Below are 17,255 nucleotides of genomic sequence, written 5' to 3'. Positions count from 1 at the left end.
GTCTCGTGCAGACGGCTGTTTGTCGACGATGCTGCGAAATCCGTGGCAACCCCAAGGGGTTCGTTGAGGAGATGATGCTGTGGCTAGTTCCGGAAACGCCTCGCGATTTCGGCGCCGGATCGGGGGAGCCGGTCTTGCGACTGCTGCATTGCTCGTTGCCACGGGTTGTAGCGCTCGAGAAACACTGTTTATCGGGATTCCTGAGCCCGCCACGGAAGAGGGAATCCTCATTGAGGACCTCTGGGAAGGCGCTTGGGTAGCGGCCTGGCCAGTGGGGATGCTGGTGTGGGGTCTCATGATCGTTGCGATCATCCTCTTTGCCCGCCGCAAGCGCAGTGGCATTCCCGAGCAGACCGCCTACAACCTGCCGCTCGAAGTTATGTACACGGTGGCGCCACTGATCATGATCTTCGGACTGTTCTGGTTCGCGGCTCGCGACGGCTCTGAGATCTTGAGCGTTGACAAGCCCAGTGACCATACGGTGAATGTGGTCGGTTTCCGGTGGAGTTGGGCCTTCAACTACGTAGAAGAAGACACTTTCGAAATCGGAACGCCACAAGACGATCCCATGCTGTGGTTGCCGGTCGATGAGCCAGTGCGCATCGACTTGACTTCACCGGACGTCATTCACTCTTTCTGGGTTCCGGCCTGGCTGTTCAAGAAAGACGTCATTCCCGGCAAGATGAACTCCTTCATCGTGACGCCGAACAAACAAGGTGAGTTCGTCGGTAAGTGTGCCGAGTTGTGCGGCGTCGATCACTCCCGGATGCTATTTGATGTGAAGGTCGTACCTCGGGCGGAGTTCGAGGCACACATGGAAGACCTACGCGCTGCTGGAAACAGCGGTCAACTTGAGACGGGTCGGGTTGGCACCTCCGGTGTACCCGGAGTCGAAGGAAGGACCTCGGAATGACCATTCTCGCGGAGCCCCCCAAGGAATCTGCCGATCCGACTCCTCCCCGCTATCAAGGAGAGTCGTGGGAACCCAAGAGCGACTTTCGCCTGGGACGAACCATCGTCAACTGGTTGACCAGTACTGATCACAAGATCATCGGTTACCTCTACCTGATCCAATCCTTTGTCTTTTTCCTCGTCGCTGGCGTGATGGCGCTGATCATCCGGCTGGAACTCTTCGAGCCGGGGATGCAGTTTGTTTCCCTGGAGCAGTACAACCAGCTCTTCACCATGCACGGCACCATCATGCTGTTCCTTTTCGCAACGCCGCTGTTCGTAGGCTTGGGTAACGCCATCATGCCGCTGCAGATCGGCGCTCCCGACGTGGCTTTCCCTCGGCTCAACATGTTGGGCTACTGGCTGTTCTTCTTCGGCGGCTTGACGGTGTCGTTGAGTTTGATCACCCCAGACGGGGCAGCAGCCTTCGGCTGGACTGCCTATGCGCCACTGTCCGACGGAGTCTTCTCGCCCAGCGTGGGTGGCGATCTGTGGCTGATGGGTCTGGCGATGGGTGGCCTCGGCACCATTTTGGGTGCGGTCAACTTCATCACCACCATCTTCTGCATGCGCGCGCCCGGTATGACCATGTTCCGGATGCCGGTGTTCTCGTGGACAATCTTTGTAACCAGCATCCTGGTGCTGTTCGCCTTCCCGCTACTGGCTGCGGCGCTGGTGGTGCTGGAAGTGGACCGTAAGTTCGGCACCGTAGTTTTCGCCGCGGACAATGGTGGTGCCATTTTGTGGCAGCACTTGTTCTGGTTCTTCGGTCACCCCGAGGTCTATATCTTGGCGCTGCCGTTCTTCGGGGTTGCCAGTGAAGTCCTGCCAGTCTTCAGTCGTAAACCGATCTTTGGCTACAAGGGCTTGGTCTTCGCCACGATCGCAATCGCCGGCCTCTCGGTCGCTGTATGGGCTCACCATATGTACGTCACCGGCTCGATTTACTTGCCGTTCTTCGCGCTGATGACGATGTTGATTGCCGTGCCCACAGGCGTGAAATTCTTCAACTGGGTGGGCACGATGTGGAAGGGATCCTTGTCTTTCGAGACACCTATGCTCTTCACACTGGGATTCATGGCCACCTTCCTGTTTGGTGGCCTAACCGGGGTGATCTTGGCCTCGCCACCGCTGGACTTCCCGGTCTCTGACTCCTACTTCGTGGTTGCGCACTTCCACTACACCGTCTTTGGCACGGTGGTGTTCTTGATGTTTGCCGCCTATTACTTCTGGTGGCCAAAGTGGACGGGTCGAAAACTTAACGAGACGTTGGGTAAGTGGCATTTCTGGCTGCTATTCATCGGCTTCCAGGTGACCTTCCTCATCCAGCACTGGGTGGGCGTTAAGGGCATGCCGCGTCGCTACGGTGACTATCTAGCCAGCGACGGGTTCACCGAGATGAACCAGATATCGACCTACGGCTCTATCTTGGTAGCTGCGTCGACCGTGTTCTTCTTGATCAACGTGTTCCATACCTGGCTGAAGGCGCCCATGGTGGGTGTCGATGATCCTTGGGGCTTCGGCGGCTCGCTGGAATGGGCAACGTCATGCCCACCGCCGCGACACAATTTCACGTCGCTACCAAAGATCCGCTCGGAGCGACCGGCCTTCGATCTGCATTATCCGGACATAGAACATAAGACTGACGGCGAACAAGTCGTTGGTCACTTCGCCGAGGCGGTGTCGGCGGCGCCGGCCGACGATTCTGCCGGCACAGCAGAAGGGACAGACAAGTGAAGATTGAGGGCTGGCTCTTTGCCGCAGGCTTCTTCTTCTACACCATTGTGGGTGTCGCCTATGCCTGGCTGAGCCGCGATGTGATTGGTACGACGCTGTTGCTCTTCACCGGACTCCTTACCTTGGTTGCTGGCTTTTACATCCTGTACACCGCTAAGCGAGTCGGTGCCCGGCCAGAAGATCGCCGAGATGGCAACATCGAGGATGCCGACCCCGAATACGGTTTCTTCAGTCCGCATTCATGGTGGCCGCTGGCGGTTGGCTTCGCGGTATTCGTGCTGGTCTTGGGCTTCATTTTCGCGGCCTGGATGTTCGCTTTCGGAATCCTGCTGGTGCTTCTGACCGCTGCGGGCTGGCTGTTCGAGTATTACTACGGTGACTTCGCCCACTGATGCCATTCGGCTATCTGAGGTACCGTCATCCTTCGGATTCCGAGGATTTGCTCCCGTTTGAGTGAGCAGGGTCGCTTTTTTGATAATTCCTCGGTCTCTACGTGCGGAAATTGCTGGCAGAAGTAGTCGAGTTGTTTCACACTGAGGGCTAGGCAATGAACGTGGGGTCGGTAAACCCTGATCGATAGAACGTGGGGATTGTTCGTGGGTGAAAATGTTGTACGACGGCGAAACCGTCGACGGGTAGTTGGTGGCACTGTCGCGGCTACCGTTTCTGCTTTGGTTGTGACCTCGTGTGGGCCGACCTTGAGCATGATCACGCCGCCTTGGTCAGAACCGCAGGCGATCGTGAAGTCGAAGTTGTTCGGCAAGAAAGACGTCACGTTCGACGAGATCCCGGCGATCAAGGTCAAAGAGGGTCGTATCCAGCAGGTCACCGTTGTTGGCCCCGATGGTCAGCGGATCGGTGGTCAATCGGTCAAGGCTGGCGCCGGCTGGCAAATCGAGGGCAGCGACTTAGATTTCGATACCAAGTACACGGTCTCTGTCATCGCGTTAGACATGCGAGGTAACGAGACTCGGACAACCGACACTTTCCGGACGTTCTATCCCGAGAACGAACTAGTGGCATCGACCAACATCGAGCCTGGCGCTACCTATGGCGTCGGGATGCCGATCATCATGACCTTTAACTCGCCAGTGACGAATAAGGCGGAGATCGAAGAAAAGCTGGTGGTAGAAACCAACGCAGACGAGCCGGTCGTGGGCGCATGGAACTGGGAGGGCGATTCCCAGGTCACCTACCGGCCCAAGAAATATTGGCCCGCGAAGACCAAGGTCAAGATCAACGCCGATTTCAAAGGCGTGAATGCTGGTGACGATTTTTATCCGCTGGACAACAAGCGCGAGACCTTCAAGATCGGCGACGAAATCATCATGGTGCAAGACTCTGCCGCCAAGGTGATGACCGTTCGTAAGAACGGAAAAGTGTTGCGGAAAATGCCAAGCTCGACGGGCAAACCCGGCTACGAGACTCGCAGTGGCACCAAGGTGATCATGAGCAAGGAACAGCACGTCGTCATGGACGCGGGCACGCTCGGTGTCGACGAGGATGACCCCGAGTACTACCGGCTGGACGTCTATTGGGCGATGCGGGTGACCTGGTCTGGGGAATACGTTCACTCCGCACCGTGGTCAGTCGGTTCGCAGGGAAACGCCAACGTCAGTCACGGTTGCATCAACCTGGCTCCCAGCAATGCGACCTGGTTGTTCAACCTCTCCCGGATCGGTGATGTGTTGACCGTGAAGAACACCGGTCGGTCGCAAGACTTGGGTAATGGCTGGACCGTGTGGGAAGAGTCCTGGAAGGACTGGAAAGCGGGCAGTGCACTCACCGCCTAGAACGCCTAGTCACTGGCCGAAGGTTCGGCCCTGTGACTGTCTGGCAACTACGGTGTGACGCTGTGATCAGGTAGTGAATCTGGTCGGGTGACTCCGGCAGATGTCTCGGTTGACTTGCCGTACTGCGTCCGCCGCCGTACCACCGTCAGCAGTACGCTCGCGCCAGCGAGCAGCAAGCCCGCTGCCAGTGTCGCCAAGCCGGTGCCGAGTTCGTCGTCGACGTCGTGCATGAGCCACATGGCTGGAGTGAGTACAACTGCGACCGCCCAGGGCCAGTTGCCGCCACAATGGCGGTCGCGACGACCAGGCACATGGTTAAGGCCAACGTGACTGCGGCCCACAGCCGGGAATCGTCCGCAAGTAATGTACCGGCCACGACGCCGCCGCCGAGGATGGCGCGCAGTCCGCCGGAATAGCCAAGTAGTTCGATGATGTGACGACTGTTGCGCTGTCGTGCCTGTTCTTCGGGCAGTCGCTGCAGTGCTGTGGCCGCGTCGCAGCGGCGGATCGTCGGAGTGACCGCCTACGGTGCAGATGTGCCCTCAATGAACGAGCCCAGACCGCAAACTGGTGCGGATCAGCGCACGACCGCTCTGGGTAAACCGGGTACTCCGGTGCAGGCAGCCTTTACCGATCTCGGTCCACCACTGGCAGAGGTAGATTTCGTCGTGGTTGATTTGGAAACTACTGGCGGTTCCCCACGCGACTGTCACATCACCGAGGTCGGTGCGGTTCGAATACGTGGGGGAGAAGTGATCGGGGAATTCCAGAGCTTGGTGAATCCGGGCGTTCTGGTGCCACCCTTTATTGCGGCCCTCACCGGAATTACAGATGCCACACTTGCCGATGCGCCAGCCATTGGGGCGGTCTTGCCCGCATTTCTGGAGTTTGCCCACGGCGCGGTGCTGGTGGCGCATAATGCCAGATTCGATATGGGCTTCTTGAAAGCGGCCTGTGATCAGTTGGACATGGTTTGGCCAGACGCCGCGGTGGTGGACACCGCAAGGCTGGCACGGGTATTTCTCAATCGCGACGAGGTCCGCAATAACAAACTAGCCACACTGGCCGCCTACTTCCGGGCAGACACCACTCCCAATCACCGGGCGTTATCTGATGCCCGCGCAACTGTGACTGTGCTGCATGGATTGCTGGAGCGGGGGGCTGGCTTCGGTGTCAGCCACCTGACCGACCTGATGCAGGTCAGCAGCCGCATCACCCGCGAACAACGCGGTAAGCGGACCTTGGCCGACGGTCTCCCGGACGCCCCAGGGGTCTACATGTTTTTGGGCCCTGCTGATCAACCGCTCTACGTTGGAAAGTCCGGCTCGATCCGGACCCGAGTCCGCAGCTACTTCACGAAATCGGAGAAGCGGGGGCGCATCTTGGAGATGGTCCGAATCGCGGCTCGGGTTCACCCCATCCCCTGTGCCACGGATCTCGAGGCGCAGATTCGCGAGGTTCGGCTCATCGCGGAACACCAACCGCCGTACAACCGCAAATCTAAGAATCCAAACAAAGCAGTCTGGCTGAAACTGACAGTTGAGCCATTTCCGAGGCTGGCTGTTGCCCGCAAGGTTGGCGCCGATATTGACCGCGGGGCGCAGTATTGCGGACCTTTTCCGTCGAGCAAGGTTGCTGAGATGGCACGTGAGGCTGTGCATCAGGCTATTCCGCTGCGCACGTGCTCGGCTCGGATCGCCCGCTCCGTCCGATCGCCTTCCTGTATCGCGGCGGATCTGGGCACTTGTTGTGCTCCGTGTATTGATCCCGCCGCCCATGCTCAGTACGCCCAACTAGCCGAGCAAGCCGCAACCGCACTGGCGGAGCCGTCTGTAGTGGTCACGGCAGTGCGTGAACGTATGCAGCAACTCGCTACGGCGGAAGAGTTCGAGACTGCGGCACGGGAGCGGGAACGGTTGCGGGTGCTGCTACAGGGTGCGAGCAAGATGTCGGAGCGGCTCCTGCTGGGATCGACTGCCGAGATTGTGGCTGCCCGAGCGGATGGTCAGGACTGGGAGTTGCACGTTATTCGCTACGGCCGACTTGCCGCAGCTGCGCGGGTGCGACCGGGGGAGGATCCCAAAGCGGCAGTGGCCGCCGCAGTTGCCACCGCAGCGCATACCGACCCGCCCCGAACTGGTGACACAGCCGCGCTGCCAGAGGAATCAGCATTGATCTCGGCGTGGCTGTGGCAGCCGGGTGTTCGTTTGGTGGCGAGCAGTGAGCCGCTGTCGCTGGCAGTTGATTCACCGCAGCGGTTCACCGAGACGATGCCTAAGCCGGCGCGGCAGCCCCGCGCCGATCACTATTCGCGCGGGGCGGCTCCGGTCGCGACCCAGCCAGCAAGAATCTCGCTAGCGGCACCAGACGATATGGCGGCATTGGCTCGTTCTACCTGACGGGCCAATGCCGGCACGAGATCAGGTGCCTCGCCGCTGTGAGCCGAATCGGCGGCGACCAGTGCGGCTGCCGCATTTACCACGGTGGCGTCCCGAATCGCAGCAAGTGATCCGGCATCGCCGGGCGACAACACCGCACGCATGATGTCTGCGTTTTCTGCCGCGTCACCGCCGCGCAAATCAGCGGCGGTGGCTCTGGGGATGCCGAGATCTGCGACGTCTACGGTTGCCTGCTGAACCGACCCAGTGCGGCAGTCCCAGAACGTTGTGGTGGTTGTGGTGGTTACCTCATCAAGCCCATCATCACCACGAACGACCAGCGCGGAGCTGCCGCGTTCGGCGAGGGCAGCGGCCACGATGGGTGCCATTAAGGGGTCTGCTACCCCTACTACCTGTGCTTTGGGGCGTGCCGGGTTGGCCAGTGGGCCCAGCACGTTGAAAACTGTGCGGATACCGAGTTCGGCACGTACTGGCCCGGCGAATCTCATGGCCGGGTGGAACGAACGAGCGAAACAAAATCCAATTCCGTGCTGCTGTACAGATTCCGCCACCTGTTCGGCGGAGAGTTCCAGTGGGATTCCCAGCGCCTCCAGTACGTCAGCAGACCCCGACTTCGAAGAGGCAGAGCGATTCCCGTGTTTGACGACGTACTCGCCAGCAGCGGCTACAACTACTGCCGCCATGGTGGAAATATTGGCGGAGTCGGAGTTATCCCCGCCAGTGCCGCAGGTGTCGACGGTGACCCCGGGGATGTCGACCGGGACAGCATGATCCAGCATGACCTCGACCAGGGTGGCTAGTTCAGCGCCCGAAGTGCCTTTGCCGCGGAGCGCCACCAGAAAGCCCGCGATCTGGCTCGGAGCGGCGGATCCGGACATGATCTGCGCCATAGCCCAACGCGCTGCGTCCGGGGACAGATCTTCATCATTCAGCAGGTGCTCCAGCACCTGCGGCCACGTGAAATCACTCATCGCAGCAGCCTAAGCCAGCCGCGATGGGCAATTTCCGGCGGCTGGCAGGTGCAAGTGGTTATGAAGCTGGCGTTGCCGCGATACGTTGCCGCAGCAACGCTGCAACCGACTCGGCGAACCGCAGCGGATCCAGCGGCAGCGGAGCGACGTCGTCGGCCCGGGACCAGGTGGCCAGCCAGGCATCGGCCTCTCGTCCCACAACCAGCAGGATTGGCGGGCAGTTGTAGATCTCGTCCTTGAGTTGCCGGCAGACTCCCATGCCGCCCGCGGGTACTGCTTCCCCATCCAAGATCGCCAGATCGATTCCACCCGTATCCATCCACTGAATCACCATGGCGTCAGATGTAGCTTCGAGGTACTCCACTCGTGGGAGTTCGGCCGACGGGCGGGGCCCTAACAGGCCCATCACCTGAGCGCGGGTATCGCGATCGTCGGAGTAGACCAGGATCTTTAGCGTGCGTGGGGCCATGCGGTGATAGTAGCGCTCGCGGAGCAGTCCTGACCCATCGTCGGGGCATCGCAGCCGTTGGGCTCCGACGAAGGTCGGCTGATAGCGGTCAAATTGACGTAAACCTGGGCTATTTGACCAACTTTTGCGGCGGGTGTAGCACAAATATCGGGGGGTCGTTCAGCGCTCTCGCGCGCATTCTGCAAGGATATGGAGGTGGCCACAACTACCGTTGCCGAGACGCAGGCGCACGTGCCGTCCAACCGACCAAACATGGTTTCGGTTGGCACTATCGTCTGGCTGTCCAGCGAACTTATGTTCTTCGCGGGTCTGTTCGCGATGTACCTCACGACGCGCGGCATCAACATTGACGTGTGGAAAGAAGATACCGAAAAGCTGAACGTGCCGTTCGCGGCCGCCAACACCACCATTCTGGTGCTGAGTTCAGTTACCTGTCAGTTGGGTGTTTTCGCCGCGGAACGTGGTGATGTGCGCCGACTACGCTTCTGGTTCGTTGTGACGTTCTTGATGGGATCGTTCTTCATCGCTGGTCAGGTGTACGAATACGGCAAGCTGTTCGAAGAGGGCATGAGCTTCTCTGGCTCCGCCTACGGTTCCGTTTTCTTCCTGACCACTGGCTTCCACGGACTGCACGTCACAGGTGGCCTAATCGCGTTCTTATTCGTACTTGCTAGGACCTACATGGCGCGTAGGTTCACCCACCAAGAGGCAACGTCGGCGATTGTCACGTCGTACTACTGGCACTTCGTCGACGTCGTGTGGATTGCCCTATTCGCCATGATTTACATCCTGCAATGAGGACCATCGAAGTTTCGGTCGTCCAGCAACGAGAGGTGAGAGTGTGACGTCACTGGCCAAACATCGACGCCACCCAGCGGCAGTGCTGGTGGTGATTCTGCTGGGCTTGCTCGTTACTGGCGGCCTTTACGCAGCGGCCAACTCGGCCACGCAGGCTCAATCGGTAGAGGCGGATGAGCTGCAAATCGAGCAGGGTCGCAAACTGTTTTTGGAGGGCTGCTCCAGTTGCCACGGTCTGCAAGGCCAGGGTTCGGACAATGGGCCCAGCCTGATCGGTGTTGGTGCGGCTGCGGTTGACTTCCAGGTGGCTACTGGCCGGATGCCGTTGGCGAACTTTGGCGCCCAAGCCCCCGCGAAACTCCCCGATTACACCGAAGAAGAAATCCAGGCGATGGCAGCGTTTGTCGCCTCACTCGCGCCAGGGCCGGCGATTCCGTCCGAATCCGAGCTGGATTACTCCGACGCCAACGTGGCCCGGGGTGGTGAGTTGTTCCGTGCGAACTGCTCACAATGTCATCAAGCTGCGGGCCGGGGCGGCGCTCTTAATGACGGCCAGTACGCGCCAAACCTCATGCAAACCGAGGCTGTGCACATCTGGGAAGCCATGCTGACCGGGCCGCAGCAGATGCCGGTCTTCGCGGACACCACGGTTACGCCCGAAGACAAGCGCGAAATCATCGCTTACATCGAGTCGCTTCGAACCAGCGATGACCCGGGTGGCTGGGCGTTGGGCCGGTTCGGGCCAGTGACTGAAGGTCTATTTGTTTGGATTGGCGGCATGCTATTGGCTGTAATCCTCGCGATCTGGATCGGAGCGAAGGTTCGATGAGCGACGACACCCAGGACCAGACCGGTCAGGAATTAGTTCAGTCGACTGGGGGTGCGACCAAAGAACTGCGCCCAGGCGAGTGGCCACCCGCTGATGTTGAGCATCACCTGCGGCGAACGGATACCGATCCCAAAGCACAGGCCCGGGCGGTCCGACAAGTCGCCACGATGTTCATGTTGTCGGTGCTGTTCGTCATCCTGTTCATCGTTGCCTTTATCGCCATCCCACGCGATGCGGTGGTGTCGATTCCGTTCATCGGACCTATCAGTGCGCTGAATTCGGCGATGGGGCTGACATTTGGCTTGGCTATCTTCCTCATCGGCGCCGGTGCGGTGCACTGGGCGAAGAAACTGATGAGCAACGTCGAGGTGGTGCAAGAACGCCATCCGATGAAGTCCACTCCGGAAGAAACGGCGTTAGCCGCAGACATTTACGAGGTCGGGCGGGATCAGAGCACCTGGGCGAAGTACCCGATCATCCGCCGCACCATGCTGGCTGCGATGGCGCTGGTGCCGATTCCTTTCGTTATTTCGCTGCGAGACTTATGGATTCAGCCCGCGTCGGTTTCGACCCCGTCGGTTGAGCTGAAGACGACGATATGGGAACCAGGCATGCGGCTGGTTACCGACATCACCTACCAGCCCATTAAGGCAGATGAGATTCCGGTGGGCGGTTTGGTGAACGCGGTACCCGAGAATTTGCCAGAGGTCGAAGAAGAAGAGCACAACTTGAATGCCCGCGCGAAAGCGGCCGTCATCGTCGTGCGCATGCTCCCCGAAGAAATCCAGTCCCAGCAGGCACCGGAAGGTGACAACTGGGACTACAACGGAGTCTTGTGTTATTCCAAGATCTGCACCCACGTGGGCTGCCCAATCTCGCTGTACCAGCAGCGCACCCACCTGTTGCTGTGCCCGTGTCACCAGTCGACCTTCGACCTGTCGGATTCAGCAGAAGTAGTATTCGGTCCGGCCTATAGGCGGATGCCGCAGTTGCCAATTACGGTGGATGATGAAGGATATCTAGTAGCAGTTAGTGATTTCGCCGAACCCGTCGGCCCCAGTTACTGGGAGATCAGTAGACCATGAGTACCGAATCGCAGGCCGTGAGTAACGAACCGCAAAGTGGTGTCGAGCAAAAAGGGGCTGCAGCCGCCACCTACGTAGATGAGCGAGTTCACTCGAACTCGTGGCTTTCTCGAAACTTGAACAAGGTGTTCCCCGACCATTGGTCGTTCATGTTGGGCGAGATCGCGCTGTATTCTTTCGTCGTCGTACTACTCTCCGGCGTCTACCTCACCTTGTTCTATAAGCCCAGTGTCGTCGAAGTCATTTACGACGGTCCGTACATCCCGCTCAAGGGTGTGCAGATGTCGGAGGCCTACGACTCGGCCCTAGCGATCTCCTTCGAGGTACGCGGTGGCTTGCTGATGCGGCAAATCCACCACTGGTCGGCTTTATTCTTCGTGGTCGCTATAGCGGTTCACATGTTCCGAATCTTCTTCACTGGTGCCTTCCGCAAGCCTCGCGAACTGAACTGGGTTATCGGTATGACGCTAGCGCTGCTGGCTCTGGGCGCGGGCTTTACCGGCTACTCACTTCCTGACGACCTGCTCAGCGGTACGGGTCTGCGAATTATCGAAGGTATTTTGCTCGCTATCCCGGTTATTGGTACCTGGGCGAGCTTCCTCCTGTTTGGCGGCGAGTTCCCCGGCGTCGACATTATCTCGCGGTTGTACGGCATACATATTTTGTTGATTCCGGGCATTATCGTGGCGATGATCACCGTCCACTTGATGCTGGTGTGGTCGCAGAAGCATACGCAATTCCCTGGGCCTGGCCGCACGGACAAAAATGTGGTGGGCTATCCGTTAATGCCGGTCTACATGGCGAAAGCTGGCGGCTTCTTCTTCTTGATTTTCGGTCTCATCACAATCATCGCCGGCATTGTGCAGATCAACCCGATCTGGATTTTCGGCCCCTACACGCCTGACCAAGTCTCGGCAGGTACCCAGCCGGACTGGTATATCGGCTGGCTCGATGGGGCGCTACGACTCATGCCTAATCTGGAATGGGTAATCTTCGGCTATACCCTGTCGCTGAACGTCTTCATTCCCACGGTGATATTGCCCGGACTGATCGTCACGGCAGCCATCATCTATCCATGGCTTGAGGCATGGGCTACGGGCGACAAGCGCGAACATCACCTATTGGATCGCCCCCGCAATGCGCCTACCCGCACCGCTTTGGGGGTGATGGCGATTACCTTCTACGTGGTGCTCTGGATCGGTGGTGGTAACGACGTCATCGCAGTCGGCTTCGATTTATCCATCAACTTTATGATCTGGTTATTGAGGTTCTCGCTGATCATTCTGCCCGCCTTGGCCTTCATCATTACCAAGCGAATCTGTCTGAGTCTGCAACGTCGGGATCGCGATCTGCTGCTTCATGGCCGCGAGACTGGTCGCATCCTTCGGCTCCCGCATGGTGAGTTCATTGAGGTGCATGCACCAATCAATGACAACGAGCGGGCACGTATTGAGGGCAAGCCCGACATCAAGCCGCTACCCGAACCCCCGGAAACGGATAGCGCTGGTGTGGCCAACCCGAAGTACAAGTCGGGCAAGCGTAGGGCTGGTCTGTCCCGCTTCATACACCGAGACGCCATCGAAAAGCCCACTGCGGATGAGATCCATCATGCTGACGAGCACATCGCGGAGCAGGTGGAGATGGAGAAGCCACTGCTAGAGCGGGAAGAGGCTATGCACGTCGCTCATGACGGGGCAGTGTTGTCCAAGCCACCGCTAGAAACTGACGTGCTGGAGAGCGGTGATCCTGCCGACAGTTCCAGCAATGGCTCTGGCAGCAACTCGCAACAGTAGCGAGATAGCCCCCGGGATCGCTGGTTCGTACGGCTACGGGGTCGGTTAGGATCAAGAACTATGGCGATGCCCCTTCCCGATCCCGACTCTCGGTGGCGTTGCGGCCACTGCGGTAATCTCACCCGATTCGATGTCGTGCGTACGCGCACGGTGTCGGAGTACTGGCACTTCACCATCGCTGGTGAACCAGAAATCGAGGAAGTAGCAGTGGATAGCGAGCAGGTGCAAAAGGTTTCCTGCCGTTGGTGCGGATCCAGTGACCGCATTGAGCTGGTACCGCGCCACAGCGTGGGTGACTCGCCAGCTGAAGTAGGCGGTCCCTGACTCCGCAGAGCAGGGGGACGCTAGCCTGCCGCTAGCGACTACTACTAGCCAGTCCGCGACGATATGGCGCCGTCGGATTCCGCGTAATGGCCAGGATGTCCGGTCTCCTCGATCTCAGTCCGGGGGTCGCGTAGCGGTGGCACCAGTCCGCGATCGACGAGCAGCACGAGCGCCGCCCCTTCTCGTTCGTCGAGCTGCGGTGGTCCGAGCAGCGCCGTCACAACGCAGTCTCCGCATGCCTCGCCGCGCACAGGACAAGTTTCGCAATCAATCTGCACGGTTGCGCCTTTCTCTCGTTCTCCTCGCACGAGGCGAGGGGGCCACATCAGCCCGATCCGTCGGGACTAGCCGTTTCTGACCAGTACTTGGCGGAACAGTAGAAAACCTAGCGAGGGCCTCCGACAGCACCGTCGAGATCTTGCGGACTAGCAGCAACGCAACGGCCCGCTACCCCAAGGGGCAGCGGGCCGTTGACCGTATTCGACTAGCGGATCACTTCGCGTAGAGGTCTTCCACCTCGTCGGCGAACTGAGACATCACCACGTTGCGCTTCAACTTCATGGACGGGGTGAGCTGGCCGTTTTCTTCAGTCCACTCGTCCGACAGAATCGCGAACTTCCGGATTGACTCGGCCTTGGATACCGCCTTGTTGGCGTTGTCCACTGCGGCTTGAACCTCAGCGAGCACGTCCGCGTCCTTGGCGGCCTCCGCCAAAGACATCTCTGGCTTGTTCTTGTTCTCCAGCCACACCGGTAGCGATTCGACATCGAGCGTGACCAAGCAGGCGATGAATGGCTTGGCGTCTCCCACCACCATGCACTGGCTGACCAGAGCATTGGCCCGGAGCCGGTCCTCTAGCACCGCGGGAGCGACGTTCTTGCCGCCTGCGGTAACAATGAGTTCCTTCTTGCGACCCGTAATGCGCAGGAAGCCATCCTCGTCCAGCGTGCCGATATCACCAGTGTGGAACCAGCCATCCTGGCCGAGGACCTCCTTGGTTGCCTTCTTGTTGTTCCAGTATCCGGGGAAGATCTGCGGCCCCTTGAGCAGCACCTCGCCATCGTCGGCGATTTTCACGCCAGTGCCAGGAAGTGGTCGGCCGACCGTCCCGATCTTGAAGTTGGAGACTCGGTTTACCGTCGAGGCGGCAGAAGTCTCGGTGAGACCGTAGCCTTCCTGAATGGTGATACCGATGCCCCGGTAGAAGTGACCCAGCCGTTCACCTAGTGCAGCACCACCGGAGATCGCGTGGGTGATCTTGCCGCCCATGGCGGCCCGGAGCTTGCCGTAGACCAACTTGTCGAATAGTGCGTGCTTGACCTTGAGCACCAGCCCAATGCCACCCTGATCCTGAGCTTGGCTGTACTCGATGGCAGTGTCGGCAGCGGCGTTGAAGATCTTCTCTTTACCGCCGGCGGCAGCCTTCGCTTGCGATTTGTTGAACACGGTCTCGAAGACGCGCGGAACGCTCAGCAAGAACGTGGGCTGGAACTGCTCCAGGTTGGGCAGCAGGTTCTTCACATCAGCGGTATGGCCGAGCCGGACGCGGGCTCGAACGCAGGCCACCTCAATGGCCCGGCCGAACACGTGTGCCAGCGGTAGGAAGAGCAGTGTGGAGTTACCACCGGTGAACATTTCCGGCATGGCGGCCACCACGGCATCAACCTCAAACATCAGGTTGCCGTGGGTCAGCATGCAGCCCTTGGGGCGACCGGTCGTGCCAGAGGTGTAGATGATGGTGGCGAGGTCGCCCGGCTTGACGGACTCGCGACGCTTCTCCAGGTCTGCTTCCGGGGTTTCTTCCGCCTGATCCTTGAGTAGGTCCAGAGCGCCCTTGTCGAACACCCAAACGTGTTTGAGGGCTGGCAACTGATCTTTAACTTCAGCCAGCGTCTCCTCATGACCGCTGTTCTCCAAGAACACACCAACAGCGCCGGAGTCACTGATGATCCATTCCACCTGCTCGGCGCTGGAGGTTTCGTAGATCGGGACGGGAACGGCACCGGCGTACCATAGGGCAAAGTCGGTCAGCGTCCACTCGTAGCGGGTACGGGACATGATCGCGACGCGATCGCCGACTGCGATGCCATTGGCGGCGAGACCGCGGGCCAACTTCTTGACCTCGTCGGCGAACTGCCGATAGTTCAGGTGGCGCCAGGTTCCGTCAGCTTGTGGGACGGAAAATGCGCTGTCGTTAGGTGCCGCTTCCACGTTGTCGACGAGGAATGAGGCGAGGCTGCCATAGTCGGGGACACCAACTAGGGCGGGTTCTTTGAATTCTTTCACTTGTGCTACCTCCCAGGTGCTTCCCCGCAGCCTACTCTCGTCGCTAGCGCCCCCGACGAGTACCTCCCCGACCAAGCCGTACCACTACCTCGTGGGTAGCGCGCAATGTGGAGCGATAGGGCAAGATGGGGGAGTGCCCGTGGTAGATCTGGTGGACGAGACCTTCATCGTTGTTCAGCCCGCGCGCTTGGCTGCGGTCGTGGCGGAGCAGGCCCGGTGGAACGCGTGGTGGCCCGAACTCACCATGCAAATCTTCATGGATCGCGGCGAGAAAGGGCTGCGCTGGTCAATGACTGGCGAACTCGTCGGATCAGCCGAAATCTGGGTAGAGCCTTTTGGTGACGGCGCGATATTGCACTACTACCTGCGTGGCGACCCCGCTGACCCCCAATCGGGCTCTGAAGCTAGACAATATTCGGAATCTCCGCGCAGTCGCCGAGCAGCAGACCGACTACGACGCCGACATGCGTTGCGCTGGAAACACATCGTGTGGGCCTTGAAGGCCGAGATGGAGGCGGGTCGGTCACCAGGAACCGGGCAGTGGTGACGAGCAGATGGCAAGCAATCTCAACTGCGGCAACTGTGGCGCCCGGGTATCACCGGGACTGCAATGGTGCACCCTTTGCCACGCCGATCTGCGGCCACCGCCAACCCCGGAGGAACTAGCCGAGTTGCCGCCACCCCCACTGCCGCGACCACCATCACCACCATCGCTGTCCCCGAGCGAGCGCCCGGCCATACCGCCGCCACCACACGCAGGGGGGAACGTCCCGCCAGTTCCGCAGCTGGGTGGCCCTGCTGAGCCGCCAATAGCGCCGCCGCCGTTCGATGGAGCGGATCATGCGGCCAGTGGGCAGGCAGCCTCACAGGGTGTCGAACAGTGGGGTGTGCTGTTGGCCGCCGCTGAGAGTCAGCAGAAGTCGCGGATGGGTAAAGCACTAGCTAGCCGCGGCACCCGGATCACTGTGGCGTTACTCGGTGCACTGGGAGTGATGCTGGTGCTGACTGTGATCGGGACCATGCTGGGAGCGGTGTTCTCCTAATGCGGATCAACATTGTCAGTGATGTTCACTATCGGGTGGACGGGCTTGCAGCGGCCGACCAGGATGTCGACTTGTTCGTTTGTCTGGGTGATCTCATCCTTTTCTTAGACTACGAGGACCCTCACCAGGGAATCTTTTGCGACTTGTTTGGCCCGGAGAACACTCGCCGCTACCTCGAACTGAGGCTGCAGTTGCGATTCGACGAGGCGCGATTATTTTCTCGGGAACTATGGGAGGCCATCGGCGCTGACCCATGGCAATCAATCTCGGAACGGGTGGCTGAGCAGTATGCGGAACTATTCGCCGCTATGCCAGATGGCCTAATGACCTACGGCAACGTCGATATCCCGACGATGTGGTCGGACTTCGCGCGCGATGGTCAACAAATTTTGGACGGTGCCACCGCTGAAGTGGGTGGGCTGCGGCTAGGTTTCGTGGGTGGCGGGTTACAAACTCCCTACCGAACTCCCTTTGAGATCAGCGACGAGGAGTTTCAGGCCAAAGTGGATCGTTTAGGTCCGGTGGATGTGGTGTGTTCGCACATTCCGCCAGCGATTCCCGAGATCTGCTACGACGTTGTCGCGCGACGGTCGGAACGAGGCAGCGTTGCGCTGCTGAACTACGTCCGCGAAGTGCAACCTCGCTACCTGGTGCACGGTCACGTCCATCAGCCGCTGGCTGCGCGTACCACGATCGGCAAGACCGAAATCATCAATGTCGGACACTTCCGATCGCGGCGACAGCCATACACCTTGACAGTGGATTAACCGGCAACGG

At 59.6% G+C, this 17,255-nt stretch carries 18 protein-coding genes; 13 read left to right on the top strand and 5 right to left on the bottom strand.

Annotated features, from left to right (window positions below):
- Positions 1-148 precede the first annotated feature (148 nt).
- The 4 genes from coxB to K0U62_05570 all read left to right on the top strand — a co-directional run bounded on the left by coxB (position 149) and on the right by K0U62_05570 (position 4,481).
- Positions 149-913, top strand: a complete 765-nt coding sequence (gene coxB, locus K0U62_05585) for a cytochrome c oxidase subunit II (GenBank protein ID MCH9800998.1) — start codon at positions 149-151, stop codon at positions 911-913.
- The gene (gene ctaD, locus K0U62_05580) at positions 910-2,688 is read left to right on the top strand and encodes a cytochrome c oxidase subunit I (GenBank protein ID MCH9800997.1); all 1,779 of its coding nucleotides are present in this window, start codon (positions 910-912) and stop codon (positions 2,686-2,688) included. The genes coxB and ctaD overlap by 4 nt, the downstream gene beginning before the upstream one ends.
- Positions 2,685-3,080, top strand: a complete 396-nt coding sequence (locus K0U62_05575) for a cytochrome c oxidase subunit 4 (protein ID MCH9800996.1) — start codon at positions 2,685-2,687, stop codon at positions 3,078-3,080. Before ctaD ends, K0U62_05575 begins: the two co-directional genes overlap by 4 nt.
- Positions 3,081-3,284: 204 nt before the next feature.
- The gene (locus tag K0U62_05570) at positions 3,285-4,481 is read left to right on the top strand and encodes a L,D-transpeptidase family protein (protein ID MCH9800995.1); all 1,197 of its coding nucleotides are present in this window, start codon (positions 3,285-3,287) and stop codon (positions 4,479-4,481) included.
- 47 nt (positions 4,482-4,528) lie between these two features.
- Here K0U62_05570 and K0U62_05565 read toward each other — a convergent pair whose 3' ends face one another.
- Positions 4,529-4,720: a hypothetical protein gene (locus tag K0U62_05565; GenBank protein MCH9800994.1), complete on the bottom strand. Its 192-nt coding sequence runs from the start codon at positions 4,718-4,720 to the stop codon at positions 4,529-4,531.
- 297 nt (positions 4,721-5,017) lie between these two features.
- On the opposite strand from K0U62_05565, the gene K0U62_05560 reads away from it, so the two are divergent.
- Positions 5,018-6,880 carry a DEDD exonuclease domain-containing protein gene (locus K0U62_05560; GenBank protein MCH9800993.1) on the top strand — a complete coding sequence of 621 codons (1,863 nt, stop codon included), beginning with the start codon at positions 5,018-5,020 and terminating at the stop codon, positions 6,878-6,880.
- On the opposite strand, the gene trpD is transcribed toward K0U62_05560, so the two are convergent.
- Positions 6,787-7,851: an anthranilate phosphoribosyltransferase gene (gene trpD / locus K0U62_05555; protein MCH9800992.1), complete on the bottom strand. Its 1,065-nt coding sequence runs from the start codon at positions 7,849-7,851 to the stop codon at positions 6,787-6,789. The genes K0U62_05560 and trpD overlap by 94 nt on opposite strands.
- A 58-nt stretch (positions 7,852-7,909) precedes the next feature.
- Positions 7,910-8,320, bottom strand: coding sequence for a hypothetical protein (locus K0U62_05550; protein ID MCH9800991.1), 411 nt, complete (start codon positions 8,318-8,320; stop codon positions 7,910-7,912).
- A gap of 189 nt (positions 8,321-8,509) precedes the next feature.
- On the opposite strand from K0U62_05550, the gene K0U62_05545 reads away from it, so the two are divergent.
- Genes K0U62_05545 through K0U62_05525 form a run of 5 tightly spaced genes read left to right on the top strand, consistent with a single transcriptional unit; the run spans position 8,510 to position 13,149 of the window.
- Positions 8,510-9,118 carry a heme-copper oxidase subunit III gene (locus K0U62_05545; protein ID MCH9800990.1) on the top strand — a complete coding sequence of 203 codons (609 nt, stop codon included), beginning with the start codon at positions 8,510-8,512 and terminating at the stop codon, positions 9,116-9,118.
- Between the two features lie 43 nt (positions 9,119-9,161).
- A complete protein-coding gene (locus tag K0U62_05540) occupies positions 9,162-9,947 on the top strand; it encodes a c-type cytochrome (protein ID MCH9800989.1) in 786 nt (261 codons plus the stop codon).
- Positions 9,944-11,032 carry a Rieske 2Fe-2S domain-containing protein gene (locus tag K0U62_05535; GenBank protein ID MCH9800988.1) on the top strand — a complete coding sequence of 363 codons (1,089 nt, stop codon included), beginning with the start codon at positions 9,944-9,946 and terminating at the stop codon, positions 11,030-11,032. The genes K0U62_05540 and K0U62_05535 overlap by 4 nt, the downstream gene beginning before the upstream one ends.
- Positions 11,029-12,825, top strand: a complete 1,797-nt coding sequence (locus K0U62_05530) for a cytochrome bc complex cytochrome b subunit (GenBank protein MCH9800987.1) — start codon at positions 11,029-11,031, stop codon at positions 12,823-12,825. Before K0U62_05535 ends, K0U62_05530 begins: the two co-directional genes overlap by 4 nt.
- Positions 12,826-12,885: 60 nt before the next feature.
- Positions 12,886-13,149 (top strand): hypothetical protein, encoded by a 264-nt coding sequence (locus K0U62_05525; protein ID MCH9800986.1) that lies wholly within the window; start codon positions 12,886-12,888, stop codon positions 13,147-13,149.
- A 44-nt stretch (positions 13,150-13,193) separates the two neighbouring features.
- Here the strand turns inward: K0U62_05525 and K0U62_05520 are convergent, their stop codons facing one another.
- Positions 13,194-13,370 (bottom strand): hypothetical protein, encoded by a 177-nt coding sequence (locus K0U62_05520; GenBank protein MCH9800985.1) that lies wholly within the window; start codon positions 13,368-13,370, stop codon positions 13,194-13,196.
- Positions 13,371-13,641: 271 nt separating this feature from the next.
- Entirely contained in the window at positions 13,642-15,435 is a 1,794-nt protein-coding gene (locus tag K0U62_05515) for a long-chain fatty acid--CoA ligase (protein ID MCH9800984.1), read from the bottom strand.
- Positions 15,436-15,568: 133 nt separating this feature from the next.
- On the opposite strand from K0U62_05515, the gene K0U62_05510 reads away from it, so the two are divergent.
- From K0U62_05510 to K0U62_05500, 3 genes are read left to right on the top strand one after another with little or no spacing between them, the layout of a single operon-like run.
- On the top strand, positions 15,569-15,982 hold the full coding sequence (locus tag K0U62_05510) for a polyketide cyclase / dehydrase and lipid transport (protein MCH9800983.1): 414 nt from the start codon (positions 15,569-15,571) through the stop codon (positions 15,980-15,982).
- A gap of 7 nt (positions 15,983-15,989) precedes the next feature.
- Entirely contained in the window at positions 15,990-16,478 is a 489-nt protein-coding gene (locus K0U62_05505) for a hypothetical protein (GenBank protein ID MCH9800982.1), read from the top strand.
- Positions 16,478-17,245, top strand: coding sequence for a metallophosphoesterase (locus K0U62_05500; protein MCH9800981.1), 768 nt, complete (start codon positions 16,478-16,480; stop codon positions 17,243-17,245). Before K0U62_05505 ends, K0U62_05500 begins: the two co-directional genes overlap by 1 nt.
- Positions 17,246-17,255: the final 10 nt, after the last annotated feature.

The organism is Actinomycetes bacterium, assembly GCA_022599915.1.
GTDB lineage: Bacteria > Actinomycetota > Actinomycetes > S36-B12.
This window is presented reverse-complemented; position numbering and strand designations above follow the sequence as displayed.

Bases quoted from the DNA above. Each gene is read 5' to 3' on its own strand.
- ctaD (MCH9800997.1), top strand. From the start codon at position 910: ATGACCATTCTCGCGGAGCCCCCCAAGGAATCTGCCGATCCGACTCCT.
- K0U62_05565 (MCH9800994.1), bottom strand. From the start codon at position 4,720: ATGTGGCTCATGCACGACGTCGACGACGAACTCGGCACCGGCTTGGCG.
- trpD (MCH9800992.1), bottom strand. From the start codon at position 7,851: ATGAGTGATTTCACGTGGCCGCAGGTGCTGGAGCACCTGCTGAATGAT.
- K0U62_05550 (MCH9800991.1), bottom strand. From the start codon at position 8,320: ATGGCCCCACGCACGCTAAAGATCCTGGTCTACTCCGACGATCGCGAT.
- K0U62_05545 (MCH9800990.1), top strand. From the start codon at position 8,510: ATGGAGGTGGCCACAACTACCGTTGCCGAGACGCAGGCGCACGTGCCG.
- K0U62_05535 (MCH9800988.1), top strand. From the start codon at position 9,944: ATGAGCGACGACACCCAGGACCAGACCGGTCAGGAATTAGTTCAGTCG.
- K0U62_05530 (MCH9800987.1), top strand. From the start codon at position 11,029: ATGAGTACCGAATCGCAGGCCGTGAGTAACGAACCGCAAAGTGGTGTC.
- K0U62_05525 (MCH9800986.1), top strand. From the start codon at position 12,886: ATGGCGATGCCCCTTCCCGATCCCGACTCTCGGTGGCGTTGCGGCCAC.
- K0U62_05505 (MCH9800982.1), top strand. From the start codon at position 15,990: ATGGCAAGCAATCTCAACTGCGGCAACTGTGGCGCCCGGGTATCACCG.
- K0U62_05500 (MCH9800981.1), top strand. From the start codon at position 16,478: ATGCGGATCAACATTGTCAGTGATGTTCACTATCGGGTGGACGGGCTT.